This window comes from Micromonospora sediminicola (genome assembly GCF_900089585.1).
GTDB lineage: Bacteria > Actinomycetota > Actinomycetes > Mycobacteriales > Micromonosporaceae > Micromonospora > Micromonospora sediminicola.
Genome location: NZ_FLRH01000003.1, coordinates 1,355,877 through 1,382,788, shown reverse-complemented (window position 1 = coordinate 1,382,788; position 26,912 = coordinate 1,355,877). Strand labels below are relative to the sequence as shown.

Here is a 26,912-nt window from a genome sequence, read left to right as displayed (position 1 = left end):
ACACCCGGGACACGGTCCGCTGTCCCCGACCACCCGAATGTCGTGGAGCGACCCGGCCCGGCTGCCTACCATCGGCTGATGACCGACACGACGAGGACGGCCCGCGCCGGCGTCCCCGACCGTCCGAGCCTGGACGGCCTCGAGGAGACCTGGGCGCGCCGCTGGCAGTCCGACGGCACGTACGCGTTCGACCGCACGAAGCAGCGGGCGGACGTGTACTCCATCGACACCCCGCCGCCCACCGTGTCGGGCGAGCTGCACATGGGGCACGTCTTCTCCTACACGCACACCGACACGGTGGCCCGGTTCCAGCGGATGCGCGGGCGGACGGTCTTCTACCCGATGGGCTGGGACGACAACGGGCTGCCCACCGAGCGCCGGGTGCAGAACGTCTACGGCGTGCGCCCCGACCCGGCGCTGCCGTACGACCCGGACTGGCGCCCGCCGGCCGCGCCGGTGGACGACGCGGCCCGCAAGGACCCGACCGCGATCTCCCGGCGCAACTTCATCGAGCTGTGCGAGCTGCTCACGGTGAAGGACGAGAAGGTCTTCGAGGCGCTGTGGCGGCGGCTCGGGCTGTCCGTGGACTGGTCGCTGACGTACACGACGATCGGCGCGGCGGCCCGGGCGGCCAGCCAGCGGGCGTTCCTGCGCAACGTGGCCCGGGGCGAGGCCTACCAGGCCGAGGCGCCGACGCTCTGGGACGTCGGTTTCGGCACCGCGGTGGCCCAGGCGGAGCTGGAGGACCGGGAGCGGTCGGGCGCGTACCACCGGCTGCGGTTCACCGGCCCGGACGGCCGCGAGGTGCTGATCGACACCACTCGCCCGGAGCTGCTGCCGGCCTGCGTGGCGCTGGTCTGCCACCCCGACGACGAGCGGTACGCGGATCTGGTCGGCGCGTCGGCGCGTACCCCGGTGTTCGGGGTGGAGGTGCCGGTGCGCGCGCACCCGCTGGCGGACCCGGCCAAGGGCACGGGCATCGCGATGGTCTGCACGTTCGGTGACCTGGCGGACGTGACCTGGTGGCGGGAGCTGCGGCTGGACACCCGGGTGGTGATCGGCCGGGACGGACGGCTGCTGCCGGAGCCGCCGGCCGGCGTGCCGGCGGAGCCCTACGCGGCGCTGGCCGGGCAGACGGTCAACGGCGCCCGGCGGACGCTGGTGGAGTTGCTGGCCGACGCCGGCGACCTGGTCGGCGAGCCGCGCCCGATCACGCATCCGGTCAAGTTCTACGAGCGCGGCGACCGGCCGCTGGAGATCGTCTCGACCCGGCAGTGGTATCTGCGCAACGGGGGCCGCGACGCCGACCTGCGCGAGGAGCTGCTGGCCCGCGGACGCGAGCTGCGCTGGGTGCCGGAGCACATGCGGCACCGCTACGAGCACTGGGTGGGAGGCCTCACCGGTGACTGGCTGGTCAGCCGGCAGCGGTTCTTCGGCGTGCCCGTTCCGGTGTGGTACCGGCTCGACGACGCTGGCGAGCCGGACTGGACCCACCCTCTCACACCGGACGAGGCGATGTTGCCGATCGATCCGACCAGCGCGCCGCCGCCCGGTTACGAGGAGGCGCAGCGCGGCCGCCCCGGCGGCTTCGTCGGCGACCCGGACGTGCTGGACACCTGGGCCACCTCGTCGCTGACCCCACAGATCGTGGGCGGGTGGGAGACCGATCCGGACCTGTTCGGCCGGGTCTTCCCGATGGACCTGCGCCCGCAGGGGCACGACATCATCCGGACCTGGCTGTTCGCCACCGTGGTCCGCGCCCACCTGGAGCAGGGTGCGCTGCCCTGGGGGACGGCGGTGCTCTCCGGCTGGATCCTCGACCCGGACCGGAAGAAGATGTCGAAGTCCAAGGGGAACGTGGTCACCCCGATGGCACTGCTGGAGCAGCACGGCTCCGACGCGGTCCGCTACTGGGCCGCCAACGGCAAGCCGGGCACGGACCTCGCCTTCGACCCGGCCCAGGTCAAGGTGGGCCGCCGGCTGGCCACCAAGCTGCTCAACGCGTCCCGGTTCGCGCTCGGTCTCGGCGCCGCCGACGCGCTGCGGGCCCCGGTGAGCGAGCCGTTGGACACCGCGATGCTCGCCGAACTGTCCGGCGTGGTCGCGACCGCGACCACCGCCTTCGACGGGTACGACCACACCGCCGCGCTGATGGCCACCGAGGCGTTCTTCTGGCGGTTCTGCGACGACTACATCGAGCTGGTGAAGGAGCGCGCCTACGGCACCGGGCCGGCGGCGGACTCGGCCCGGGCGGCGCTGGCGACCGCCCTGTCGGCGCAGTTGCGCCTGTTCGCCCCGGTGCTGCCGTTCGTGACCGAGGAGGTCTGGTCCTGGTGGCGGTACGGCTCGGTGCACCGCGCGCCGTGGCCGACCACCTACGAGGTGGGCCGCGCGATGGCCGCGCCCGGCGACCCGGAGCTGCTGCGGCTGGCCGCCGACGCGCTGGGCCAGGTCCGCCGGGCCAAGTCGGAGCGGAAGCTGTCGATGCGGGCGGAGGTGCCGCTGGCCGAGGCGCTCGGGCCGGCGGCCCTGCTGGAGCAGCTCACGACCGTCGCCGACGACCTACGCGCGGCCGGCCGGATCGCCAAGCTGGACCTGCTGCCCGACCGCACCACCGAACTGGTCGTCGCCTGCGCGTTCTGAGCACGGCCGCGACGGGGCGGCCGTGCTCCGGCGCGGCCGCCGACGGCACGGCCGGCACCGGGGCGGGCACGCGACGGGGCGGCCGGCTTCGCGCCGGCCGCACCGTCGCGGCGGTGCAGGCCTAGGCGGCCGCGCAGGTCGCCTTCAGCTTGTCCCGGGCGGCGGTGAGATCCGCCTTGCTCGGCGCCTTCTTCGGCGCCTTGGCCCAGGTGTCCGCCAGGTCCGACATCTCGGTCGCGACGTCCTTCACCGCGGCGTTGACCTCGTCGCTGCTGGTGAACGCGTGCGTGTAGAGCGTCGCCGCGCCGGCGGAGTATTGCGCGCTCACCGCGGAGTGCCCGGCCGGCGGGCCGATCTTCTCCGCCGAGGCGACCTCCTTGAGGGCGGCCGTGACGTCCTTGTCGGCGGCCGCGCAGGTGGTCCGGGTGGCGGCGTCGAGGCCGGCCGGGGTGGGTGACGCCGAGGGCGCCGAGGGGGTCGCCGGCGCGGACGCGGACGAACCCGCCGGCTCCGCCGCCGTGGTGTCGTCGCCGTCGGTGCAGCCGGACATGACGATCATCGCCACCGCGGCCGGAGCCAGCAGGGCGAGTCGAACTGAACGCAAGGTCTTCTCCCCGTGTCTGATGGTGTCGCCGCCGCAACCTAACAGAACGGGTGGACCCGGACGGGACCCTTTTCCGCCGCCGGGAGGCGTCGGAGCCGGGCCCCGTCCGGGTCTCAGCTGGTCTCGCCGGCGACGCTGAACGAGCGGAGCCGGTCGATCGCCAGCACGGTGAATCCGACCGCCACCAGCGCGGTGAGCACCGCCGCGACCGGCACCGAGACGGTGGTGCCGAGCAGCGGGGTGGGCGCCATCCGGTCGGCCAGCGCGATCACCCACTGCTGGATCGAGAGCACCCGGGTGCCGGTGACGAACCGGCCGAGCAGCCCCTCCCAGATCAGCACGTAGACCAGGCCGAGCAGCACCGGTCGCCGGGTCACCAGGCTGAGCGCCAGGAACAGCGCCGAGTACGCCAGCGCGCCCGCCGCGGACGCGGCGACCAGGGCCAGCCCGAGGCGTACCGAGTCGGCCAGCACGCCCGCGACGTAGATCGGGACGCCGACGGTGACCGCGCTGACCCCGGCCGCGACCACGAGCTTGGGCAGCACGATCTGCCAGCGGGGCAGCGGCTTGGTGAGGATGTGCACCACGGTGCCGTCGTCGATCTCGGCGCCGAGCACGCCGGTGCCCACGATCAGGGCGACCACCGGCAGCACCACGGCCAGGCCCAGGCCGACCAGCACCGGCGGCCCCCACTGGCCCGGGTCCACGCCGAGCGCCCGGCAGAGCACCGCCAGGCCGATCAGGATCAGCGGTAACGGCAGCAGCATGAGGAACCGGCTCCGGCCGAACAGACCGCGAGCGGTGATCCAGGTGACTGTCGACATCAGGCCTCCACCAGATACGAGAAGACGCTCTCCAGCGACTCGTCCTCCGGCAGCAGCTGCCGGACCCGGATGCCGTGGCGGAGGGCGATGCGGGGCAGCGCCCGGGTGAACGCGCCGTAGTCGCCGGCCTTGACGGTCAGGCCGGTGCGGCCCAGCTCGACGCCGGAGACCGAGGCCTCCGCCATCAGCGCCACCGCCAGGGCCCGGTCGTCGGTGGACCGCACCGCGAAGACGTGCGGCCGGTTGGTCATCAACCGCCGGATGGTCCGGTAGTCGCCGGAGGCGGCCAGCCGGCCGGCGACCATCACCTGGACCGTGCCGGAGACCTGCTCGACCTCCTCCAGGATGTGCGAGCTGAACAGGATGGTCCGGCCGTCGTCGCCGAGCCGGTGCAGCAGCGCCATCATGTGCAGCCGCTGCCGGGGGTCCATCCCGTTGAACGGTTCGTCGAGCAGCAGCACCTGCGGGTCGTGCACCAGCGCGGCAGCGACCCGGGTGCGCTGCCGCATGCCCTTGGAGTAGGTGCCGATCTTCCGGTCCTGCGCGCTCTCCATCTCGACCAGCTCGATCGCGCGCCGGGTCGCCGCCTCGGGGTCGGGCAGCCGGTGCAGCTTCGCGCTGGCCAGCACGAACTCGTACGCGCTGAGGAACGTGTGCACCGCCTCCCGCTCGCTGACCAGCCCGAGTCGCCGGTAGACGCCGGGGTTGCGCCAGGTCGGCTCGCCGTCCAGGGTCACCGTGCCGCGGGACGGGGCGAGGAAGCCGGCCATCATGTGCAGCAGCGTGGTCTTCCCGGCGCCGTTGGGGCCGAGCAGGCCGGTCACGCCCGGGCCGAGCCGCATGGTGACGTCGTTGACCGCCACCACGTTGCCGTACCAGCGGGACACGCCGGCCAGGTCGAGTGTGCTGGTCGTGGCGGCGGGCACGGTGGCCGCCGGTTCTGTGCGCAGCGCCGTCATCGGGCGGCCACCTTCCGGTATCGCAGGAGCAGCAGGCTGACGCAGGCGGCGACCAGCAGCACGGCGACGACCGCGTAGACCGGCCCGAAGTCGCCGATCGGCATGCCGCCGCGCCCCTGGGTCAGCCGGTCGCCCAGCGCCCAGTTGCCGACGCCCCCGACCAGGGTCGACGGGGAGGCGAGGAAGGCCAGTTCGTTGACCGTCCGGGAGGGCATGATGGACAGCACGCCGACCACCGGCGCGGTCATCAGGAACACCGCCACGATGCCGCCGGCGGCGAAGGCGCGCTTGCCGGTGAGCGAGGCGACGAGCAGGCCGATCGAGGCGAAGACCACCGCCCACAACCCGGCGTAGAGCAGGCCGGGCAGCAGGTCGAGCAGCTCGTCCCAGACCCCGCGCAGGCCCCGCGAGGTGGTGAACGCGGCGCCGAGGAACATCACCAGCTGCGGGCCGCCGAGCAGCAGCCAGAGCGCGGTGCCCAGGGCCAGCAGCTTGGCCAGCGCGTAGTCGCCGCGCGGCAGCGGCCGGGAGAAGTAGAGCGGCAGCACGCCGCTGCGCAGGTCACGGGAGACCAGCTCGGGGGCGGCCACCGCGACGAAGAAGATGACCAGCCAGCTCATCGCGTCGGCGAACTGGGCGTACGTCATCACCACCTCGCCGATCTGGCTGCGTACCGCGGTCAACCCGGCGGCCACCACGGTGACCACGGCGACCACCAGCCAGGGGAAGATCTTCGCCTTGGCGCTGCGGCCCAGCCCGAAGACGGTCCGCACGCCGTGGCCGTAGAGCGCGCCGAACACCTGCCGGCGGCCCAGCCGCGGCCCGGTGTAGCGCTGGTAGCCGATGTCGTGGATGACTCCGGTCGCGTCAGACATGGCTGGGCTCCCTCGGGGCGAAGAGCTCGGCCACCCGGTGCCGCCGCTGGTCCAGCCGGTGCAGCGGCAGGTCCAGCTCGGCGACCGCGCCGAGGATCAGGTCGTAGGTGTCGTCGTCGGCGAGCGGGACGAGCAGCAGCCGCCCGTCGCGGGACACCGGCAGGTCGAGCGCGGTGAGCCGGGCGGCCAGCTCCTCCGTACCCTCGCTCACCTCGACGGCGAGCACGTCGGTGGCGGTGGTCATGGCGGCGACGCGGTCGGCGCGCAGCAGCCGCCCGCCGTCGATGGCGACGAGCGTGTCGCAGATCCGCTCCACCTCGCCGAGCAGGTGCGAGCAGACCACCACGGAGATGCCGAACTCGGTGCCGATCCGGTGTACCAGGGCGAGCATGGCGTCCCGGCCGGCCGGGTCGAGGCCGTTGGTGGGCTCGTCGAGCAGCAGCAGGTCGGGGTCGTGCACCAGGGCCTGGGCGAGCTTGACCCGCTGCTTCATGCCGGTGGAGTAACCGCCGACGGCCCGGTGCCGCTCCTCGTGCAGGCCGACGTGGCGCAGCGCCTCGGAGGCCCGTTCCCGGGCGACCGTGCGCGGCAGCCCGCTCATCCGGCCGAGGTGGGTGACCAGCTCGGCGGCGGAGAGGTCGGGCGGGAGCGCGTCGTGCTCGGGCATGTAGCCGACCCGGGCGCGGACGGCGGCCGGGTCGGTGGTGGGGTCGAGGCCGAGCACCTGCACCCGGCCGCTGGTCGGTGGGAGCAGACCCAGCAGGATCTTGATCAGGGTGGACTTGCCGGCGCCGTTCGCGCCCACCAGCCCGATGATCCCCGGCTCGACCGACACGGTGAGGTCGGCCAACGCGGTGACCCGGCCTCCGTACGTCTTGGTCAGCGACTCGGTCGCGAGCAGTGTCACGCCGCCCAGCCTAGGAAGTGCGGGCCGGTCGGGGCACCGGGAAACGCTCGGGGTTGCCCCTGATTCCGCCCCGACACCGTCGGTAAGGCTTCCGTAAGCGCCCGGACCGGTGACCGCGCGGCCCGGCGCCGGGAGACTCGACGCATGCCGATCCGCCTGCTGCGCGCCCCGCTGACCTGGGTCGTCCTCGCCGTCCTCGCCGTCGGGGCGGCCACCGCCCTCTACTGGTTCCAGCCATGGAAGCTGGCCACCGACACCGAGGTGCACGAGGAGCTGGTGGCGGTGCCCACGGCCACGCCGGCGTCCGCGCCCGCCTCGGCGTCCGCACCCGCGTCGACGCCCACGCCGGCCGGCCCGATGCTGGTCGGCAGCGGCGCGTTCGTCAGCCACGAGCACGAGACCCGGGGCACCGCACGGATCGTCCGGACCGCGGACGGGCGGCACCGGTTGGAACTGGTCGGGCTGAACACCTCCAACGGTCCGGATCTTCATGTCTGGCTGACCGACCAGCCGGTTCGGACCGGTCCGTCCGGCTGGCGCGTGTTCGACGACGGCCGGCACGTGGCGCTCGGCCCGCTCAAGGGAAACCGCGGCGACCAGGCGTACGCGATCCCCGCCGGCACCGATCTCACCGGGCTGACCAGCGTCTCGATCTGGTGCGAGCGGTTCGCCGTGTCGTTCGGCGCGGCGGCGTTGACCGCCGCCGGCTGAGCCGCGGCGACACCCGGCCGACGGTCGGGTGGCCGGGAGGTGGAGTGGCGCTCTCGACCGATCGCCGGTGGGCTGCGAAACTGTGTGCCGGCCGGTGAGTTGGGGGTTCGATGAGCAACGGGTGGGTCCTGCCCGAGGATGTTCTGCGGGATGCGCCGTCGTACGCGCCGAGACCCGCTGAGCTGGCCGATCTCGAGTTACTGCTGACCGGGGCGTACACGCCGCTGACCGGTTTCATGACCCGGGCCGACCTGGCGTCGTTGGGCCGGCGTGGCCGGCTCGCCGACGGCACGCCCTGGCCGGTGCCGGTGACGCTCCAGGTGCCGGCGGCGCTCGCCGACGGGCTCGACCTGGCCGACCCGGCCCGCCGGGCGCTGGTGCTCACCGACGGCGAGGGCGCCCCGGTGGCGGCCATGGACGTGGTCGACGCCTGGCCGGTCCGCGAGGGCACGGTCGGCGTGGGCGGCGCGGTCCGCCGGTTGGGCGACGGCGGCCACGGGCCGTTCCAGCGCCTGCGGCGCAGCCCGGACGAGGTACGCGGCCTGCTGCCGCCGGGTCGGGTGCTCGGCGTCTTCGCCGACCGCCCGCTGCACCGCCCGCAGCTGGCCCAGATCGCGCACGCGGCCCGCACCCTGGGGGCGCACCTGCTGGTGCTGATCCCGGTGGGCGAGGAGACGACCGGCGGCCTGCCGGCCGAGGCGCTGGTGCGCACCGTGTTCGCCGCCCGCGACCGGATGCCGCCGGCGACCCTGGTGGCGGTGCCGCTGGCACGGCGGCGCGACGAGATCAGCGACGCGCTGCTGCGGGCCCGGGTGGCCGCCGCCTACGGGGTGACCCACCTGCTCTCCACCGAGGGCATGCTCTCCGGCGCCGGCCTGCGGGTGCTGGTGCCGCGCGAGCTGGCGTACGACAACCGGGACGGGCAGTGGCGCTGGCGGGAGGACATCCCGCCGCGCAACCGGCGGCTGGCGCTCGGCCAGCACGAGATCGACGACCTGCTGGACCGGGGCTTCCCGCTGCCCGAGTGGCACACGCCGCCGGCGGTGGCCCGGGAACTGGCCCGGGCCCGTCCACCCCGGCGGCACCGCGGGCTGGTGATCTTCCTGACCGGTCTCTCCGGCTCGGGCAAGTCGACGATCGCCCGCGGGCTGGCCGACGCGCTGCGGGAACAGGGCGACCGGACCATCACGCTGCTCGACGGCGACGTGGTGCGGCGGGAACTCTCGGCCGGGCTGGGCTTCAGCAAGGCCGACCGGGACCTGAACGTGCGCCGGATCGGCTGGGTGGCCGCCGAGATCGCCCGGCACCGGGGGGTCGGCATCTGCTGCCCGATCGCGCCGTACGCGGCCGCCCGGGCGACCGCCCGCGAGATGGCCCAGGCGGCCGGGGCGGGCTTCCTCCTGGTCCACGTGGCCACCCCGCTGGCGGTCTGCGAGCAGCGCGACCGCAAGGGCCTCTACGCCCGCGCCCGGGCCGGCCTGATCACCGGGATGACCGGCATCGACGACCCGTACGAGGAGCCGACCGACGCCGACCTGGCGGTGGACACCTCGGACCTGACCGTCGAGGAGGCGGTCCAGCGGGTGATGGAGCACCTCACCGAGACCGGCTGGGTGGAGCCGCGCCTCCAGCCCGCCTGACCGCCGGCCGCCGTCTCCCCCGTCACGCGCCCTCCGACCGCCGTCGTCCCGTTCCGGGACGGCGGCGGTCTCGCATCCGCCCCGCCCGCACGCTAGTGTTCGTTATTGTTGAAATACGTTCGACCGCGTGAGTGCGCATCGTCGCGTGCCCGGTCGCGAGGCTCGGGAGGTGACCAGGGATGCTGGCGCGGCAACGACAGACCACCATCCTGGAACGGGTCCGCGCCGCCGGCGGCGTCCGGGTCACCGAGCTGGCCGCCGAGTTCGGCGTCTCCGACATGACCATCCGGCGGGACCTGGAGACGCTGCACGAGCAGGGCCTGCTCGCCAAGGTGCACGGCGGCGCGACGCTCGCCGGACCCAGCTCCACCGACGAGCCCGGATTCTCCGCCAAGTCGGTCCGCCAGTCCGCCGAGAAGGCGGCGATCGCCGACCACGCCGCCCGGCTGGTCCGCCCCGGCGCCGCGATCGCGCTCTCCGCCGGCACCACCACCGCCGAGCTGGCCCGTCGCCTGGTGGACGTACCCGGGCTCACCGTGGTCACCAACTCGCTGCCGGTGGCCGAGATCCTGCACGTCGGTGGCCGCCCGGACCAGACCGTGGTGCTCACCGGCGGCGTGCGCACGCCGTCCGACGCGCTGGTCGGCCCGCTGGCCGTGGCCGCCATCGCCGCGCTCCACCTGGACCTGCTCTTCCTCGGCGTGCACGGGATCAGCGAGCGGGCCGGGTTCACCACGCCCAACCTGATGGAGGCGGACACGAACCGGGCGCTCGTGGCCGCCGCCGACCGGCTGGTGGTGCTCGCCGACCACACCAAGTGGGGCACGGTCGGCATCTCCTCGATCGTCGGCCTGGACGCGGCGGACGTGCTGGTCACCGACGACCGGTTGGCACCCGAGGCACGGCGGGTACTCGAGGACAGGGTCGGTGAGCTGGTGACGGCGCCGGCGACGAAGGGGGCGGAGTGAAGCGTACGCAGATCGAACTGGCCGACGGCCGGGAGCTGATCTACTTCGACGAGCGGGACGACGCGGTGCGGGACCAGCCGGACCGGCGGGATCTGCCCCCGCCGCCGCCGGCCTCGCAGCTGCGGTACGACCCGCTGACCGACGAGTGGGTGGCGGTGGCGGTGCACCGGCAGACCCGCACGTTCCTGCCCCCGGCCGACCAGTGCCCGCTCTGCCCGTCCCGGGGCGACCGGCACAGCGAGATCCCGGCGCCCGACTACGACGTGGTGGTCTTCGAGAACCGGTTCCCTTCGCTGAGCCAGCGGGTGGCCGACGAGCCGGCCGAGATCACCCCGTTCACCCCGGTCCGCCCCGGGCGCGGCAGGTGCGAGGTGGTCTGCTTCACCGACGACCACAACGCCTCGTTCGCCCGGCTCTCCCCCCGGCGGGTGCGGACCGTGCTGGACGCGCTGGCCGACCGCACCAGCGCGCTCAGCGCGCTGCCCGGCGTGGAGCAGGTCTTCCCGTTCGAGAACCGGGGCGTGGAGATCGGGGTGACGCTGCACCACCCGCACGGCCAGATCTACGCGTACCCGTTCGTCACGCCGCGGACCCGCACCATGCTGGCCGCCGCCCGGCGGCACGCCGACCGCACCGGCGGCAACCTCTACGCCGACGTGCTGGCCGCCGAACGCGCCGCCGGCGAACGCGTGGTGACGAGCAACGAGCACTGGACCGCGTACGTCCCGGCGGCGGCGCGCTGGCCGTTCGAGGTGCACGTGGCCCCGAACCGGCCGGTGCCGGACATCCCGGCGCTCGACGACGCCGAGCGGGACGCCTTCGGGCCGCTCTACCTGGATCTGCTGCGCCGCTTCGACGGGCTCTTCGACCTGCCGATGCCCTACATCGCCGCCTGGCACCAGGCGCCGGTGCGGATCGACCGGGAGCTGGGCCACCTGCACCTGCAGTTGTTCAGCATCCGGCGGGCGAAGGACAAGCTGAAGTACCTGGCCGGCTCGGAGTCCGGCATGGGCGTGTTCATCAACGACATCGCCCCGGAACGCGCCGCCGAACTCCTCCGCGCCGCGTGAAAGGAAGGGCCCCTTATTAACGCCTGCGGTAGAGGAAGGGCCCCTTCTTAACACCGGCGCGAGGCGTGAGGGCGCGGGGGGCCCGGGACAGGGCCCCCCGCAGGGAAGGGACGGCTGGCTGCGCTCAGCAGCCACGAAGGTCGGCTGGTCGGCGCGTGACCGCGGCCGACCTTCCTGGACGCGACTGGCATCTCGTCCACCAGGGTCAACGAGGGCGCACCGAGCGAAGTCACGCCAGTCGGGTGTCGCGCCCAGGCCCTGAGGTGTTAAGAAGGGCCCCTTCTACAACGCCAGGCGTTAAGAAGGGGCCCTTCCTTGCACGTCAGGCGGAGAGCTTGCGGGCCAGGTTCTCGTCGAGCGCGTTCATGAACTCGTCGGTGGTCAGCCACGGGGCGTCCCGCGAGATGAGCAGCGCGAGGTCCTTGGTCATCTGACCGCCCTCGACGGTCTCCACGATGACCTGCTCCAGCGTGTTGGCGAACTCGGTGACCGCCGGGGTGCCGTCCAGCTTGCCCCGGTGGGCCAGGCCCCGGGTCCAGGCGTAGATCGAGGCGATCGGGTTGGTCGAGGTCTTCTCGCCCTTCTGGTACTGCCGGTAGTGCCGGGTGACCGTGCCGTGGGCGGCCTCGGCCTCGACGGTACGGCCGTCCGGGGAGAGCAGCACCGAGGTCATCAGGCCGAGCGAGCCGAAGCCCTGCGCGACGGTGTCGGACTGCACGTCACCGTCGTAGTTCTTGCAGGCCCAGACGTACCCGCCCTCCCACTTGAGCGCGGCGGCGACCATGTCGTCGATGAGCCGGTGCTCGTAGGTCAGGCCGGCGGCGTCGAACTCGGCCTTGAACTCGCTCTCGAACACCTCGGCGAAGATGTCCTTGAACCGGCCGTCGTACGCCTTGAGGATGGTGTTCTTGGTCGACATGTAGACCGGGTAGTTGCGGTCCAGGCCGTACCGGAACGAGGCGCGGGCGAAGTCCCGGATCGACTCGTCGTAGTTGTACATGCCCATGGCGATGCCGCCGCCGGGGAAGTTGGCGACCTCCATCTCCATCGGCGTGCCGCCGTCGGCCGGCGTGTAGGTGATGGTGACCGTGCCCGGGCCGGGGACGACGAAGTCGGTGGCCTTGTACTGGTCGCCGTGCGCGTGCCGGCCGATGATGATCGGCTTGGTCCAGCCCGGGACGAGCCGCGGCACGTTCGACATGATGATCGGCTCGCGGAAGACCACGCCGCCGAGGATGTTGCGGATGGTGCCGTTCGGCGACCGCCACATCTTCTTCAGGCCGAACTCCTCCACCCGGGCCTCGTCCGGGGTGATGGTGGCGCACTTGACGCCGACGCCGTGCTCCTTGATGGCGTTGGCGGCGTCGACGGTGACCTGGTCGTCGGTGGCGTCGCGGTGCTGGATCGACAGGTCGTAGTAGTGCAGGTCGACGTCGAGGTAGGGCAGGATCAGCTGCTCCCGGATCTGCTTCCAGATGATCCGGGTCATCTCGTCGCCGTCGATCTCCACGACCGGGTTGTTTACCTTGATCTTCGCCATCGGCCGGCGCTCCTCTCGGGGGACACGTGCTCAAGCAGTACGAGCGTACTGCAAACTGACCGGGGCGCCCCAGCCGGCCTCACCCCGGGAAACGGGATCGCCCGGAACGGGTCGCGATGGCATCCTTCCCGGATGCCGCTGACGCACACGGTCGGGTCTATCACGGTCACCGCACTGCTCGACGGCGCGGGTCCCTTCTTCCAGCCCCGCGAGGAGGCGTTCCCGGGGGCCACCGACGCCCAGTGGCGCGAGGCGGACCGGCGGGACCCGGACGCCGTCGGCCCGGACGGCGGCTGGTGGCTGCCGTTCCGCGCGTTCGCGCTGCGCGCCGGGGACGGCCCGGTCACCCTGGTCGACGCCGGCATCGGCCCGGCGGACGCGCTCGCCACGAGCTGGGCGCCGGTGCCGGGCCGGCTGCCCGCCGAGCTGACCGCCGCCGGCATCGACCCGGCGGACGTGCGCACGGTCGTGCTCACCCACCTGCACAGCGACCACGTGGGCTGGGCCGGTCCGCTGTTCGGGAACGCGGACCATCTGGTCCAGCGCGCGGAGCTGGACGCGCTGGAGCTGTTCCACCCGGACCTGCCGGCCCGGCTGCTGGGGCCGTTGCGCGCCGCCGGCCGGCTGCGGGTGCTCGACGGCGAGACCCGACTGACCCCCGGGGTACGCGTGCTGAGCACGCCCGGCCACACCCCCGGCCACCAGTCGGTGCTGGTGGAGCACGGCGAGGACCGCCTCCTGGTCACCGGCGACCTGTTGGTGCACTCGATCCAGCTGGTCGACCCGTCCCTCCCCTACGCCCACGAGGAGGACGCGCCCCGGGCGCGCGCCTCCCGCGAGTCCACCCTGCGCACCCTCTCCCCCGTCCTCCTGGCCACCCCCCACCTCCCCACCCCCTTCACCCCCCACCCCGCTGGCGGGTGGGGTGGAAAGGGGGAAGGGGCGGTCGGCGGAAGCCGGCCGCCCCTTCCGGGGTGATGCTCGGGTCACATGGAGGCGACGTCGCCCTGCTTGGCGCGGACGGCCTCGGCGGCCTCCTTCAGGGCGGCCAGCTCGTCGGCGTCCAGGTCGGTCTCGACGACGCGCTTCACGCCCTCGGCGCCGATCTCCGCCTCGACACCCAGGTAGACGCCGTCGATGCCGTACTCGCCGTCGACCCAGGCGCAGACCGGCATGACCTCGCCGGAGTCCTCGGCCACGGCCTTCGCCATCCGGGCCGCGGCGGCGGACGGCGCGTAGTAGGCCGAACCGGTCTTGAGCAGCGCGACGACCTCGGCGCCACCGTTGCGGGTCTTGACGACCAGTTCCTCGATCTGCTCGGCCGGCATGACGTCGCGCAGCGGCTTGCCGTTCACCGTGCTCTTGGACGGGACCGGGACCATGGTGTCGCCGTGCGAGCCGAGGGTCAGGGTCCGCACCGACTTCACCGGTACGCTCAGCGCCTCGGCGACGAAGTTGGTGAACCGGGCGGTGTCCAGCATGCCGGCCTGGCCGAGCACCCGGTTCTTCGGGAACTGCGTGGCGAGCTGGGCCAGCGCGGTCATCTCGTCGAGCGGGTTCGACACCACGATGACGACGGCGTTCGGGGCGTACTTGGCGACGTTCTCGGCGACCTGGCGGACGATCTTGGCGTTGGTCTCCAGCAGGTCCATCCGGCTCATGCCCGGCTTGCGCGGCAGGCCGGCGGTGATGACGACGACGTCCGAGCCCTCGATGGCCTCGTAGCCCTCGCCGTTCGGGCCGGTGGTGACGCCGACGACGGTGGTCTCGAAGCCCTCGACCGCGCGCGACTGGTTGAGGTCCAGCGCGAGGCCCGCCGGCTTGCCCTCCACGATGTCGGTGATCACGACGGTCTCGAAGATGTCGTACTCGGCCAGGCGCTGTGCGGTGGTGGAGCCGTAGAAGCCGGCCCCGACGACAGTGACCTTCTTACCCATGGTCGTCCCACTCCCTGATACCAGTCGGTTTTCCGGACCGTATCAGCCATCCTGGCACCGATCGGGCCAGGGGCGGACGGTTATGACCTGCCTGGGTGGTCAGCCCGTTTGCTCGGCCCGCTCGACCACGTTGGTCAGCAGCATGGCGCGGGTCATCGGGCCGACGCCGCCCGGCATCGGCACCAGCCGGCCGGCCACCTCGGCCACCTCCGGGTCGACGTCGCCGGTGTAGCGCCCCTTGCCGTCCTCGCCGATCACCCGGGTGATGCCGACGTCCACCACTGTCGCGCCGGGGGTGACCATGTCGGCGGTGAGCAGCCCCGGCACCCCGGCGGCGACGATCACGATGTCGGCGGCCCGGGTGTGCGCGGCCAGGTCGAGCGTGCCGGTGTGGCAGAGCGTGACGGTGGCGTTCTCGCTGCGCCGGGTGAGCAGGAGGCCCAGCGGCCGACCCACCGTGTTGCCCCGGCCGACGACGGCGACGTTCGCGCCGCGCAGCGGGACGTCGTGCCGGCGCAGCAGCTCCACGATGCCGCGCGGGGTGCAGGGCAGCGGCGCGTCGTAGCCGAGCACGAGTCGACCGAGGTTGACCGGGTGCAGGCCGTCGGCGTCCTTGTCCGGGTCGATCGACTCCAGCGCCCGCTGGGTGTCCAGGTGGCTCGGGAGCGGGAGCTGGACGATGTAGCCGTGGCAGGCCGGGTCGGCGTTCAGCTCGGCCAGCGCCGCGTCGAGGCGCTCCTGGCCGGCGTCGGCGGGCAGCGTGACGCGGAGCGAAGCGATGCCGACCTCCGCGCAGTCGCGGTGCTTGCCGTTGACGTACGCCTGGGAGCCGGCGTCCTCCCCGACCAGCACGGTGCCGAGCCCGGGGGTGATGCCGCGCTCGGCGAGCGCCTTGACCCGCTCCCGCAGCTCGTCCTTGATCTCCGCCGCCGTGGCCTTGCCGTCCAGGATCGTCGCCGTCACGCCGTGATCGTCTCACGTCGGTGGTCGGGCCGGACGACGACGGCCGACGATGACGCTCCGCAACGTGCGTTAAGTCACGCAGCGTGACTGGGAGGGCCGGAGAAACGGACGGGCGGCCCCGGCGCGGGACGGACCGGACGCCCGGGGCGGCGCACGCGATCCGGGCCACTCACACCCGAGCCGGCCGCACATCTCCGAAAAGATGCCGCCCAGAGGGCCGGAGCTAGCAGGCAGGAGCCGCGGCGACAAGACCGGCGGGCACGCACCGTTACCGCTCCGCAACGCACACGTTGTCGAGTCGCCGCCTCGCGACCTACCGTTACGGCTCGTTGCGCAGAGTCACCCAGCGTCGGGACGACAGCGCAGCGTGAGGAGATGAGGAGACTCCATGCGTGTTCGTAGGCTGGCGGCCTGGACCGCTCTCCCGCTCGCGGTGACGCTGGGCCTGGCGGCCTGCGGCTCGGGCGGCGGCAGCGGTGGCGCAGGCGACCCCGATGCGGCCGTGCGGATCGAGATCGCCGAGCCGCAGCACCTGGTGCCGACCAACACCAACGAGACGAGCGGCTCCCAGGTCCTGTCGGCCCTGTTCAGCCCGCTGGTCGACTACGACGAGGCGAACAAGCCGCACGAGGTGGCGGCCGAGTCGGTGACGTCGTCGGACAACAAGGTCTGGACGATCAAGCTGAAGCCCGGCTACACGTTCCACAACGGCGAGAAGGTCACCGCCGACAACTACCTGGACGCGTGGAACTACGGCGCGTACGCCCCGAACGGCCAGAACTCGAGCTACTTCTTCGAGAAGGTCGCCGGCTACGCGGACCTCCAGGGCGAGAAGCCGAAGGCCCAGACGCTGAGCGGCCTGAAGAAGGTCGACGACCTGACCTTCACCGTGACGCTCACCGAGCCGTACGTGGACTTCAAGACCATGCTCGGCTACACCGCCTTCTACCCGCTGCCCAAGGCGGCCTTCTCCGCGCCCGGCGTGCTGGCCGAGGGGTACGAGCAGGCGCCGATCGGCCAGGGCCCGTTCAAGATGAAGGGCAACTGGCAGCACGACGCCAAGGTCGAGGTGGAGAAGTACGACGCCTTCCCGGGGCAGCAGCCCAAGGTCGGCGGCGTCGAGTTCCGGATCTACCAGCAGCCGACCGCCGCGTACGCGGACGTGCTGTCGGACAACCTCGACGTGATCAAGACGATCCCGACCGAGAACCTGTCGACCGCCGCCACCGACCTCGGCGACCGGTTCCAGCAGAGCCCGGCGTCGTCGCTTCAGGTGCTGGCCTTCCCGACGTTTCAGAAGGAGTTCAGCAAGCCCGAGGTGCGCAAGGCCATCTCGATGGCGATCGACCGGGACGAGATCACCAAGTCGATCTTCAAGGACTCGCAGCAGCCGGCCCGCTCGTTCGTCTCCCCGGTGGTCGCCGGCTACCGGGAGAACACCATCGGCACCGCCGGCGCGTTCGACCCGGCCAAGGCCAAGGCCATGTACGAGGCCGCGGGCGGCCCGAAGAAGATCGAGCTGTCCTACAACGGCGACGGCGGCCACAAGGACTGGATCGACGCCACCTGCAACCAACTGAAGGCCAACCTGGGCGTGGAGTGCGTCGGCAACGCCGAGCCGAAGTTCGCGGACCTGCTGACCAAGCTCAAGCAGAAGCAGTCGGTCGGCCTGTTCCGGATGGGCTGGGTGATGGACTACCCGTCCATGGAGAACTACCTGGGCCCGCTGTACAGCACCAACGGCTCGTCGAACTACTACGGCTACAGCAACCCGGAGTTCGACAAGCTCCTCGCCGAGGGCGCCCGCGCGGCGACCGAGGACGAGGCGATCAAGAAGTACCAGGCGGCGGAGGACCTGCTCGCGCAGGACCTGCCGGTGATCCCGCTGCGGTACGGGCAGAACAACTTCGGCCACTCCACCAAGGTCAAGAACGTCCACGTGGACCTCTTCGACCGGGTCGACCTGCTGAAGATCGAGCGCGCCTGACCCACCCCGTCGAGGGCCGGGCCACCCCCACCGGGTGGCCCGGCCCTCGCATTGGCACGCAGTTCGCCCCTTTTCGGCAAACTTGCCAGCATGTTCCGGTTCATCCTGCGGCGGCTGCTCCAGATGGTCCTCGCCTTCTTCGGGACCACGCTGATCGTCTACGCGCTGATGTTCGCCGGGCAGGGTGACCCGATCCAGGCGCTCGCCGGGGAGCGGCCGGTCACCGCGGCCCAGCGGGCCTACCTGACCGAGAAGTACCACCTGGACGCGACCGGCGTCGGCGGCTTCTTCTACCGCTACGTCAACTACCTCGGCGGCCTGGTCCGGGGCGACCTCGGCCAGTCGCTGACCGGGCGGCAGATCAGTGACATCCTCGCCGCCGCCTGGCCGGTCACCGTGAAGCTGGCGTTGATCGCGCTGGCCGTGACCGTGATCTTCGGGGTCACCGCCGGCGTGCTCGCGGCCATCCGGCGCGCCGGCGTCTTCGACCACGCCACGCTGGTGCTGACGCTGCTGGTGCTCGGCATCCCGACCATCGTGCTCGCCCCGCTGGCGCAGTACTTCCTCGGCGTACGCTGGCCGATCTTCCCGCCCACCGCCGGCGCCCAGCCCTCCTTCTGGGCGCTGCTGCTGCCCGGCATCGTGCTCGGCTCGCTCTCGCTGGCCACCGCGCTGCGGCTGACCCGGACCTCGGTCACCGAGAACCTGCGCGCCGACTACGTCCGCACCGCCCGCGCGAAGGGCCTGGTCCGGCGGCGGATCGTCGGCGTGCACGTGCTGCGCAACTCGCTCATCCCGGTGGTCACCTTCCTCGGCGTGGAACTGGGCAACCTGATGAGCGGCGCGATCATCACCGAGGGCGTGTTCAACATCCCCGGCGTCGGCTTCAACCTGTTCCGCGGCATCCGCACCGAGGACGGCCCGCTGGTGGTGGGCATCGTCAGCGTGCTCGTCGTCGTCTACCTGCTGTCCAACCTGGTGGTGGACGTGCTCTACGCCGTACTCGACCCGAGGATCCGCTATGAGTGAGCGCAGCGAACGAATCATCGACGCAGCGTGCCCGGTCGCTCGTGACCGCGCCGAGCGGAGCGAGGCGCGGGCATGAGTGACTTCGAGACCGTGGCGGCGACGGAGGACCAGTCGGCGCGGCGGGGCGTCTCCGGCGAGCCCGGCACCCCCGACCGGGCCGGCCGGCCGGGACGGTCGCGCAGCCTGGCCGGTGACGCCTGGCGGGACCTGCGCCGCAACCCGGTCTTCTGGATCAGCCTGCTGCTGGTCGTGCTGGTCGCCGCGATGGCCGCCTTCCCCGGGCTGTTCACCGCGAACGACCCGCGCGACTGCGTGCTCTCCCGGCAGCACGCCGGACCGTCCGGCGGGGCCATCTTCGGGTACGACTTCCAGGGCTGCGACACGTTCGCCCGGGCGGTCTACGGCGCCCGGGCCTCGCTGCTGGTGGGCGCGTTCTCCGCGCTGATCACCGGCGTGATCGCGCTGGTCGTCGGCATGCTCGCCGGTTTCTTCGGCGGGTGGGTCGACGCGGTGCTCTCCCGGGTGATCGACATCGTGCTCGGCATCCCGCTGCTGCTGGCCGCGATCGTGCTGCTCAAGCGGGTGAGCACCAGCGGCGAGACGGTCCGGCTCTTCGCGGTCATCCTGGTGCTGGCGCTGCTCGGCTGGACCACCGCGGCCCGGGTGGTGCGTTCTTCGGTCATCACCGCCCGGGAGCAGGACTACGTGGCCGCCGCCCGGATGCTCGGCGCCGGCAACGGCCGGATCATGTGGCGGCACATCCTGCCGAACGCGCTCGCCCCGGCCATCGTGGTGCTCACCATCGCGCTCGGCTCGTTCATCGCGGCCGAGGCGACGCTGAGCTTCCTCGGCATCGGCCTGAAGGCGCCCACCATCTCCTGGGGCATCGACATCGACGCCGGCCGGGTGCACATGCGGGAGTCGGCGACCCCGCTGATCGTGCCGTCGGTCTTCCTCGCGCTGACCGTGCTCGCCTTCATCATGCTCGGCGACGCGGTCCGCGACGCCTTCGACCCGAAGCTCCGGTGACTTCCTGATGACGCAGAACGCGGTCCGGCCCACGCCGGCCTCCCCCACCCCGCCCGGCGGGCACCTGCTGGAGGTACGGGACCTGCACGTCGAGTTCCGCACCCGGGAGGGCGTGGCCCGGGTGATCAACGGGGTGACCTACCACCTGGACGCCGGCGAGACGCTGGCCGTGCTCGGCGAGTCGGGCTCCGGCAAGTCGGTCACCGCCCAGGCGATCATGGGCATCCTGGACACCCCACCGGCGCACGTACGCGGTGGTCAGATCCTCTACCAGGGGCGGGACCTGCTCACCCGCTCCGAGGAGGAGCGCCGGCAGGTACGCGGCACGGAGATCGCGATGATCTTCCAGGACGCGCTGTCGGCGTTGAACCCGGTCTTCCCGGTCGGCTGGCAGATCGGTGAGTCGCTGCGCGAGCGGGCCGGGCTGTCCCGGGCCGACGCGCGCCGCCGCGCCGTCGAGCTGATGGACCTGGTCCGCATCCCGGCCGCGGCGAACCGGCTGGGCGACTACCCGCACCAGTTCTCCGGCGGCATGCGGCAGCGCGTCATGATCGCCATGGCGCTGGCGCTGGACCCCAAGGTGCTGATCGCCGACGAGCCCACCACCGCGCTCGACGTCACCGTGCAGGCCCAGATCATGGACCTCCTGGCCGACCTGCGGCGCGACCTGGGCATGGCGCTCATCCTGATCACCCACGACCTCGGCGTGGTCGCCGGCGTGGCGGACCGGATCGCGGTCATGTACGCCGGCCGGATCGTCGAGCACGCCGACGTCCGCTCGCTGTACCGGGCGCCGGCCCACCCGTACACGAAGGGGTTGCTGGAGTCGATCCCCCGGCTCGACGTGCGCGGCCGGGCGCTGTCCACGATCCGGGGGCTGCCGCCGAACCTGATGCGGATCCCCTCCGGCTGCCCGTTCCACCCCCGCTGCCCGTACGCGCAGCAGGTCTGCGTCGACGAGGTGCCGCACGACCTCGTGCTCGGCGACGGCCGGACCAGCGCGTGCCACTTCGCGCAGGAGGTCCACGATGACCCCGCCGGCTGACTCCACCAAGGTCCGGGGCGAGACCGTCCTCGCCGTCGACGACCTGGTGAAGCACTTCCCGATCACCCAGGGGGTGCTGTTCAAGCGGCAGATCGGCGCGATCCGGGCGGTCGACGGGGTGAGCTTCGAGCTGCGCCGTGGCGAGACGCTCGGGGTGGTCGGCGAGTCCGGCTGCGGCAAGTCGACCCTGGCCCGGTTGCTGATGCGGCTGGAGACGCCGACCTCCGGCCGGGCCACGTTGGAGGGGAAGGACCTGTTCCGGGCGTCCGGGTCGGAGCTGCGCCGGCTGCGCCGGAACATGCAGATGGTGATGCAGGACCCGTACACCTCGCTGAACCCGAGGATGACGGTGGGCGACATCATCGGTGAGCCGTTCGCGATCCACCCGGAGGCCGCCCCGAAGGGCAGCCGCCGGCAGCGGGTCCGGGAGCTGCTGGACGTGGTCGGGCTCAACCCGGAGCACCTGAACCGCTATCCGCACCAGTTCTCCGGCGGTCAGCGGCAGCGCATCGGCATCGCCCGCGCGCTCGCCCTGCGGCCCGAGATCATCGTGTGCGACGAACCGGTGTCGGCCCTGGACGTCTCCATCCAGGCCCAGGTGATCAACCTGCTGGAGCAGCTCCAGGACGAGTTCGGGCTCTCGTACATCTTCATCGCCCACGACCTGTCGGTGGTCCGGCACATCTCCGACCGGGTGGCGGTGATGTACCTGGGTCGGATCGTCGAGATCGGCACCGAGGAGCAGATCTATCGGCGGGCCACCCACCCGTACACCCAGGCGTTGCTCTCGGCGGTGCCGGTGCCCGACCCGGAGGCCCGCACGGAGCGGAGCATCATCCGGCTGAGCGGGGACGTGCCGAGTCCGGCCGACCCGCCGTCGGGCTGCCGGTTCCGCACCCGGTGCTGGAAGGCGGAGGAGGTCTGCGCCACCCAGGACCCGCAGACGGTGCCCCGGGCGGCGGACCCGCACCCCAGCGCCTGTCACTTCGCCGAGGTGCGCCCGGACGTCTGAGGCCCCGTCCCCCGGAGGAAGTGGGGACGAGGCCTCGGCGAGACGCGGACGGGGTGCGTGAGGCGCGCCCCCGTGGGCGACGGCGGGCAGCGGCGGTGCCGCCGGGTCGACGCGGCAGGCTCCGGCGCGGCTCAGGCGGTGGGCGGCGCCCGCGCCGCCGGCACGCCGGGCGGCGGCAGCGGTCGGGCCGGCGGCCGACGGCCGGGAACGAGCCGCGCCGACACGATCGGACCGGCGACGCTCGGCGGCGCGGCCGGGAGCGGCTCGTCCGGCCCGTCGCCGTAGGCGAGGCCGCCGCGCCGCTCACCCCACCACCCACCGGACAGCTCCGCGCACGGCCGTTGCGGGTACGCGCCGAGCGACGCGACCGGCAAGGCCCGGCAACCCCGGGCGGGTACGGCGGCACCCGGGCCGGCATCGGCCGGACCGGCGGTGGACGGACCGGCGGCGGACGGCCCGGCGGCGCTCGCGCCGACGGCGGGCAGGCCGACGGCGGGCAGGCCGACGGCGGGCAGGCCGACGGCGGCGCCGAACGCGGCCAGGACGAACGCCAACGTGACGACGACGGCGGTCAACCGGTCGCGTACGCGCATGGCACACCTGCCGGGGCTCATGGACAGTGGAGACGGTCGATCGTTGTCGCCGGGCACACGCTAGCAACCGGCCAGGGCGGCCGGCAACGGCGCACGGACGGCGGGGCCACCTGGAGCCGGTGCGTTCCGCCACCGGCCCTGCCGGCGTGTCGCGGCCGGCGGGACCGGGGTGCGTGAAGCGATATACCTCAGAGTCATGAATATGCCTCTGAGGTATATCGCCCAGATCTGAACCGTCTCTCTGCGAGGTCCGCTCGACCCCCGGGGAACCAGGATCTAGTGGAAGAAGTGCCGGGTGCCGGTCAGGTACATGGTCACGCCGGCCTCCTTGCAGGCCGCGATGGTCTCCTCGTCGCGGATCGAGCCGCCGGGCTGCACGATCGCCCGGACGCCCGCGTCGATGAGGATCTTCGGCCCGTCGGCGAACGGGAAGAACGCGTCCGAGGCGCAGACCGAGCCCCGCGCCCGCTCGTCGCCGGCCCGGCTGACCGCCAGCCGCGCCGAGTCGACCCGGTTGACCTGGCCCATCCCGACGCCGACGGTGGCGCCGTCGCGGGCCAGCAGGATCGCGTTGCTCTTCACCGCGCGTACCGCCCGCCAGGCGAACACCAGGTCGCGCAGCGTGGCCTCGTCGGCCGCGTCACCGGTGGCCAGCGTCCAGTTGGCCGGGTCGTCGCCGGGCGCGTCGACCGCGTCCCGCATCTGCACCAGCACGCCGCCGCCGACCTGCCGCCACTCGGCCGGCCGGGGGGCGAACGCGGGGGCCCGCAGCAGCCGGATGTTCTTCTTGGCCCGCAGCAGCTCCAGCGCGCCGTCGTCGTAGCCCGGCGCCACCAGCACCTCGGTGAAGATCTCCGCGACCTGGCCGGCCAGCTCCACGCTCACCGGCCGGTTCACCGCGATCACCCCGCCGAAGGCGGAGACCGGGTCGCAGGCGTGCGCCCTGCGGTGCGCCTCGGCCACGTCGGCGCCGACCGCGATGCCGCACGGGTTGGCGTGCTTGATGATCGCCACCGCGGGCTGGTCGGGGAAGTCGTGCGCGGCCCGCCAGGCGGCGTCCGCGTCCACGTAGTTGTTGTAGGACATCTCCTTGCCGTGCAGCTGCTCGGCCTGGGCCAGGCCGGCCGGCGCGCCCGGGTCGGTGTAGAGGGCCGCCGTCTGGTGCGGGTTCTCGCCGTAGCGCAGCACGGCCTGGCGGCGCAGCGCCGACCCGGCGAACCGCGGCCACCCGTCCTCCGCCGGGGCCACGGTGGAGGCGAACCAGTCGGCCACGGCCACGTCGTAGTCGGCGATGTCGGCAAAGGCGCGGGCGGCGAGCGCGCGCCGCTGGGCCAGGGTGAAACCGCCGTCGGCGAGCGCGGCGAGCACCGCCGGGTACGCAGCCGGGTCGGTCACCACCGCCACCGAGGCGTGGTTCTTCGCGGCGGCCCGGACCATGGCCGGCCCGCCGATGTCGATCTGCTCGACGCACTCGTCGAGGTCGGCGCCGGAGGCGACAGTGGCCTGGAACGGGTAGAGGTTGGAGACCAGCAGGTCGATCCCGGCGATGCCGTGCTCGTCGAGCTGCGCGGCGTGCGCGTCCTTGCGCAGGTCGGCGAGGAGGCCACCGTGGATCTTCGGGTGCAGGGTCTTGACCCGTCCGTCGAGGATCTCCGGGAAGCCGGTGACCTGCTCGACCGGCGTCACCGGCACGCCCGCGCCGGAGATCGTCGACGCGGTGCTGCCGGTCGAGACGATCTCCACGCCCGCCTCGTGCAGGGCCCGGGCCAGCTCGACCAGGCCGGTCTTGTCGTAGACGCTGACCAGCGCGCGCCGGATCGGGCGGGCGTCCTGAGTGGTGCTCACGGGATGGTGACCTTTCTGCCGGTGATCGTCCAACCTTCACGGACCAGGCGGCCGACCTGCTCGACGAGCTGGCGGCGCTCGGCGGACTTGATGCGCTCGGTGAGCGTCTCCTCGTCGTCGTCGTCGAGCACCGGAACGGCGACCTGGGCGACGATCGGGCCGGTGTCCATCCCGGCGTCGACGAAGAACAACGTGGCCCCGGTGACCTTCACGCCGTATGCCAGCGCGTCGCGGGGACCGTGGATGCCGGGGAACGCCGGCAGCAGCGTGTTGTGCGTGTTCAGGTAGCGGTCGCCGAACGCGGTGAGGAACTCCGGACCGACCAGCTTCAGGAAGCCCGCGCTGATGACCAGGTCGGGCCGGTGCTCGGCGACGCGGGCGGTGAGGGCCTTGTCCCAGTCGGCACGGGTCGGGTGGTCCTTGACGCGCTCGACGAACGAGGGCACCCCGGCCGCGGCGGCCCGGTCCAGGCCGGCGATGCCGTCCCGGTCGGCGCCCACGGCCACCACCCGGGCCCCGTATCCGGGGTCGGCGGCGGCGTCCAGCAGCGCCTGGAGGTTGCTGCCGGAACCGGAGACGAGGACGACGAGGCGGGCGACGGACGCGGGCTCGGTCACGCGGACAACCCTATCGGTGCCCTCCGGACGTCCCGTCCGCGGGCGGGCGCGCCGCTGGTGATCTCCCCGATGGCGGCGACACGATACGCTGCCGTCGCCCGGTGCCGTGCGCACCCGACCATGGACCCCCAGTTTGAGGAGCACCTCGATGCAGCCCGGATACCCCGGTCAGGACCCGTACGGCCAGCAGCCGAACCAGGACCCGACCGCACAGCCGCACGACCCGTACGCCCAGCCGCCGCAGGCGCCGCAGTACGGGCAGCAGCCGACCTCGGGGCAGCCCTACGGCCAGCCCACCTCCGGCCAGCCCTACGGCCAGGACCCGTACGCGCAGCAGCAGCAGCCGTACGGCGCCGCGCCGCAGTACCCGGCCGCCGGCTACCCGGCCGGCCCGGGCCAGGGGCAGGGTCAGAACAACACCATGGGCCTCATCGGCATGATCGTCGGCATCGCCTCGATCGTGCTCGGCCTGTGCTGCCCGCTGCTGGGTGTGCCGGCCGGCATCGTCGGCATCGTGCTCGGCGTGATGGGTCAGAAGAAGGTCCAGGCGGGCGAGGCCAGCAACCCGGGCCAGGCCAAGGCCGCCCTGATCTGCGGTGGTGTCGGTGTGGTCGTCGGCATCATCAGCGCCATCGCCGGCGCCGCGATCAACATGGGCAACTTCGGTTCCTGACCGGCTCCGTGCAGGGGGCGTCCGGCGACCGCCGGGCGCCCCCTCGCGCGTTCCCGGCCCACCTCCCGGACGGGCGGGGTCAGCGGGCGGCGGGGGTGGCGCGGGGCGGGGGCGCCGGGCGGGACGGCGGGGCGGTGGGACGGGTCAGGGTGCGGGTGGCGGCGGCGCCGAGCGCCGCACCCACGGCGATCACCAGCGTGGCCACGCCGGCCACCGGCCAGGGCGCCGGACCGATCTCGGCGAGCCGACCACCGCCGAGCGGGCCGCCGGAGGCCGCCGCGACCAGCCCCAGCAGCGCGCCCGCGACCGGCCCGGCGAGCGCCGCCGGCACCAGCAGCGCCGCCCACCCGACCTCGGCCCGCTCCTCGGCCGCCACCCGCAGCAGCCTCCGGGCGAGCAGCCAGCCGGCCGCCATCGCGGCCAGCACGGGCACCGCGAGCAGCCCCGACCCGAGCCCGTCCACCGGCCCGCGCGGCAGACCGGCGAGCAGTGGTACGGCCGGCAACGCGCCGACCGACACCTCGCTGGTGCGCACGGCGGTGTCCGTGCCGACGGCGAACCCGGGACCGAGCAGGTAGCTGACCGACCAGGCGGTGGCGTTCGGCGCGTAGGCGAGGCTGACCAGCGTGATGCCGGCCTGACCGGCCACCCCGGTGCGGTAGGCCCCGATCATGTCGGCCGCGTCGCCGCCGCCGGTGGCCACCGCCAGCCCGGCCGCGCCGGCGCCCGCGCCGCACAGCAGCAGCGCCGCGACCAGGCCGGTGCGCAGCCCGTCCCGCACGGCCGGCGGGCAGCGCCGCGCCAGCAGCCCCCACACCCCGGTGGTGCGCAGTGCGCCGACCAGGGCGGCAGGGGCGGCGAACGCGGCGAACGTGAGCGCGGCGGTGACCGGGGAGACCCGCAGGCCGCCCGCGCCGACGGCGATCGCGGCGATCGCGCCGAGCAGCGCGTATCCGACGGCGACGGCGACCGCGACGGTGAGCGCCTGCCGGGGCGAGCCGCCGCCGCGGGCCCCGACGGCGCGGCTGACGTGCACCCCGGCGCGGGTGAGCCGCCAGACGACGAGCGCGCTCAGCGCGAGCGGCGCCAGGCCGAGCGGCCCGGCCGCGGTCTGCAGCGGCACCCCGTGCCCGAGCAGCCAGCCGGCGAGGCCGGCGCGGACCGCGCCGCCGAGCGAGCCCGCGTCCTCGCTGAGCTGGGCCAGGCCGAGCACCATGGTGACCGGCAGCCAGGAGGTCACCGCGGCCCAGAGCGCGGCCACCCCGGCGGCGACGGGCAGCGGCGCCCGGCTGCGGGACGGCTCGCCCGCCCGGGGCGCGGGCACGCGGACACCGGGGCGGGCACGGCCGGGCGGCCGGGCACCGGCGCCGGGACCGGCGGCCGAGCGGCGGGGCTGGTCAGGGGTGACACGTGACATCGCGTCTACTCTGGCACGCCGCAC

General features: G+C 73.3%; 24 protein-coding genes. 12 read left to right on the top strand and 12 right to left on the bottom strand.

The annotated features are described in order from the left end of the window. The first annotated feature begins 78 nt into the window (after positions 1-78). Complete coding sequence (gene valS, locus GA0070622_RS07130) at positions 79-2,643, top strand: valine--tRNA ligase (protein ID WP_091570551.1); 2,565 nt, start codon at positions 79-81, stop codon at positions 2,641-2,643. Positions 2,644-2,764: 121 nt separating this feature from the next. Here valS and GA0070622_RS07125 read toward each other — a convergent pair whose 3' ends face one another. The 5 genes from GA0070622_RS07125 to GA0070622_RS07105 all read right to left on the bottom strand — a co-directional run bounded on the left by GA0070622_RS07125 (position 2,765) and on the right by GA0070622_RS07105 (position 6,812). Next, the gene (locus tag GA0070622_RS07125; RefSeq protein ID WP_245666137.1) at positions 2,765-3,247 is read right to left on the bottom strand and encodes a hypothetical protein; all 483 of its coding nucleotides are present in this window, start codon (positions 3,245-3,247) and stop codon (positions 2,765-2,767) included. Between the two features lie 113 nt (positions 3,248-3,360). After that, on the bottom strand, positions 3,361-4,071 hold the full coding sequence (locus GA0070622_RS07120) for an ABC transporter permease subunit (RefSeq protein ID WP_091570546.1): 711 nt from the start codon (positions 4,069-4,071) through the stop codon (positions 3,361-3,363). Then, complete coding sequence (locus GA0070622_RS07115; protein ID WP_091570542.1) at positions 4,071-5,030, bottom strand: ABC transporter ATP-binding protein; 960 nt, start codon at positions 5,028-5,030, stop codon at positions 4,071-4,073. Before GA0070622_RS07115 ends, GA0070622_RS07120 begins: the two co-directional genes overlap by 1 nt. After that, positions 5,027-5,905 (bottom strand): ABC transporter permease, encoded by an 879-nt coding sequence (locus tag GA0070622_RS07110; protein WP_091570539.1) that lies wholly within the window; start codon positions 5,903-5,905, stop codon positions 5,027-5,029. The genes GA0070622_RS07115 and GA0070622_RS07110 overlap by 4 nt, the downstream gene beginning before the upstream one ends. Then, positions 5,898-6,812 carry an ABC transporter ATP-binding protein gene (locus GA0070622_RS07105; RefSeq protein WP_091570534.1) on the bottom strand — a complete coding sequence of 305 codons (915 nt, stop codon included), beginning with the start codon at positions 6,810-6,812 and terminating at the stop codon, positions 5,898-5,900. The genes GA0070622_RS07110 and GA0070622_RS07105 overlap by 8 nt, the downstream gene beginning before the upstream one ends. 144 nt (positions 6,813-6,956) lie before the next feature. Between GA0070622_RS07105 and GA0070622_RS07100 the strand changes: the two genes are divergently transcribed. The 4 genes from GA0070622_RS07100 (at position 6,957) to galT (ending at position 11,201) form a co-directional block, all read left to right on the top strand. Beyond that, positions 6,957-7,523, top strand: coding sequence for a DM13 domain-containing protein (locus tag GA0070622_RS07100; protein ID WP_091570529.1), 567 nt, complete (start codon positions 6,957-6,959; stop codon positions 7,521-7,523). A 110-nt stretch (positions 7,524-7,633) separates the two neighbouring features. After that, positions 7,634-9,163 (top strand): adenylyl-sulfate kinase, encoded by a 1,530-nt coding sequence (gene cysC / locus GA0070622_RS07095; protein WP_091570525.1) that lies wholly within the window; start codon positions 7,634-7,636, stop codon positions 9,161-9,163. Positions 9,164-9,342: 179 nt separating this feature from the next. Further along, entirely contained in the window at positions 9,343-10,131 is a 789-nt protein-coding gene (locus tag GA0070622_RS07090; RefSeq protein ID WP_091570520.1) for a DeoR/GlpR family DNA-binding transcription regulator, read from the top strand. Further along, positions 10,128-11,201: a galactose-1-phosphate uridylyltransferase gene (gene galT / locus GA0070622_RS07085; protein ID WP_091570516.1), complete on the top strand. Its 1,074-nt coding sequence runs from the start codon at positions 10,128-10,130 to the stop codon at positions 11,199-11,201. The genes GA0070622_RS07090 and galT overlap by 4 nt, the downstream gene beginning before the upstream one ends. Before the next feature lie 322 nt (positions 11,202-11,523). Here galT and GA0070622_RS07080 read toward each other — a convergent pair whose 3' ends face one another. Continuing rightward, positions 11,524-12,741 (bottom strand): NADP-dependent isocitrate dehydrogenase, encoded by a 1,218-nt coding sequence (locus GA0070622_RS07080; RefSeq protein ID WP_091570512.1) that lies wholly within the window; start codon positions 12,739-12,741, stop codon positions 11,524-11,526. A gap of 132 nt (positions 12,742-12,873) precedes the next feature. Between GA0070622_RS07080 and GA0070622_RS07075 the strand changes: the two genes are divergently transcribed. After that, positions 12,874-13,719 (top strand): MBL fold metallo-hydrolase, encoded by an 846-nt coding sequence (locus tag GA0070622_RS07075; protein WP_091570508.1) that lies wholly within the window; start codon positions 12,874-12,876, stop codon positions 13,717-13,719. Between the two features lie 8 nt (positions 13,720-13,727). Here GA0070622_RS07075 and mdh read toward each other — a convergent pair whose 3' ends face one another. Both mdh and GA0070622_RS07065 read right to left on the bottom strand, forming a co-directional pair. Beyond that, positions 13,728-14,678: a malate dehydrogenase gene (mdh, locus tag GA0070622_RS07070; protein ID WP_091570504.1), complete on the bottom strand. Its 951-nt coding sequence runs from the start codon at positions 14,676-14,678 to the stop codon at positions 13,728-13,730. A gap of 99 nt (positions 14,679-14,777) precedes the next feature. Beyond that, on the bottom strand, positions 14,778-15,641 hold the full coding sequence (locus GA0070622_RS07065) for a bifunctional methylenetetrahydrofolate dehydrogenase/methenyltetrahydrofolate cyclohydrolase (protein WP_091570499.1): 864 nt from the start codon (positions 15,639-15,641) through the stop codon (positions 14,778-14,780). A 388-nt stretch (positions 15,642-16,029) separates the two neighbouring features. On the opposite strand from GA0070622_RS07065, the gene GA0070622_RS07060 reads away from it, so the two are divergent. From GA0070622_RS07060 to GA0070622_RS07040, 5 genes are all read left to right on the top strand, one after another. Beyond that, positions 16,030-17,628, top strand: a complete 1,599-nt coding sequence (locus GA0070622_RS07060) for a peptide ABC transporter substrate-binding protein (protein WP_091570494.1) — start codon at positions 16,030-16,032, stop codon at positions 17,626-17,628. A 90-nt stretch (positions 17,629-17,718) separates the two neighbouring features. Beyond that, complete coding sequence (locus GA0070622_RS07055; protein WP_091570490.1) at positions 17,719-18,657, top strand: ABC transporter permease; 939 nt, start codon at positions 17,719-17,721, stop codon at positions 18,655-18,657. 72 nt (positions 18,658-18,729) lie between these two features. Further along, positions 18,730-19,686: an ABC transporter permease gene (locus GA0070622_RS07050; protein WP_091570486.1), complete on the top strand. Its 957-nt coding sequence runs from the start codon at positions 18,730-18,732 to the stop codon at positions 19,684-19,686. Between the two features lie 7 nt (positions 19,687-19,693). Continuing rightward, positions 19,694-20,731, top strand: coding sequence for an ABC transporter ATP-binding protein (locus tag GA0070622_RS07045; protein WP_091570483.1), 1,038 nt, complete (start codon positions 19,694-19,696; stop codon positions 20,729-20,731). Next, a complete protein-coding gene (locus GA0070622_RS07040) occupies positions 20,715-21,743 on the top strand; it encodes an ABC transporter ATP-binding protein (RefSeq protein ID WP_091570478.1) in 1,029 nt (342 codons plus the stop codon). Before GA0070622_RS07045 ends, GA0070622_RS07040 begins: the two co-directional genes overlap by 17 nt. A gap of 131 nt (positions 21,744-21,874) precedes the next feature. Here GA0070622_RS07040 and GA0070622_RS07035 read toward each other — a convergent pair whose 3' ends face one another. From GA0070622_RS07035 to purN, 3 genes are all read right to left on the bottom strand, one after another. Continuing rightward, the gene (locus tag GA0070622_RS07035) at positions 21,875-22,336 is read right to left on the bottom strand and encodes a hypothetical protein (protein ID WP_091570474.1); all 462 of its coding nucleotides are present in this window, start codon (positions 22,334-22,336) and stop codon (positions 21,875-21,877) included. 276 nt (positions 22,337-22,612) lie between these two features. Then, complete coding sequence (gene purH / locus GA0070622_RS07030; protein WP_091570469.1) at positions 22,613-24,181, bottom strand: bifunctional phosphoribosylaminoimidazolecarboxamide formyltransferase/IMP cyclohydrolase; 1,569 nt, start codon at positions 24,179-24,181, stop codon at positions 22,613-22,615. Next, complete coding sequence (gene purN, locus GA0070622_RS07025; protein ID WP_091570465.1) at positions 24,178-24,798, bottom strand: phosphoribosylglycinamide formyltransferase; 621 nt, start codon at positions 24,796-24,798, stop codon at positions 24,178-24,180. The genes purH and purN overlap by 4 nt, the downstream gene beginning before the upstream one ends. Before the next feature lie 148 nt (positions 24,799-24,946). Here purN and GA0070622_RS07020 point away from each other — a divergent pair, with 148 nt between their 5' ends. Continuing rightward, positions 24,947-25,471, top strand: a complete 525-nt coding sequence (locus GA0070622_RS07020) for a DUF4190 domain-containing protein (protein WP_091570460.1) — start codon at positions 24,947-24,949, stop codon at positions 25,469-25,471. A 79-nt stretch (positions 25,472-25,550) separates the two neighbouring features. Here the strand turns inward: GA0070622_RS07020 and GA0070622_RS07015 are convergent, their stop codons facing one another. Next, complete coding sequence (locus GA0070622_RS07015) at positions 25,551-26,888, bottom strand: cell division protein PerM (protein WP_091570455.1); 1,338 nt, start codon at positions 26,886-26,888, stop codon at positions 25,551-25,553. Positions 26,889-26,912 lie beyond the last annotated feature (24 nt).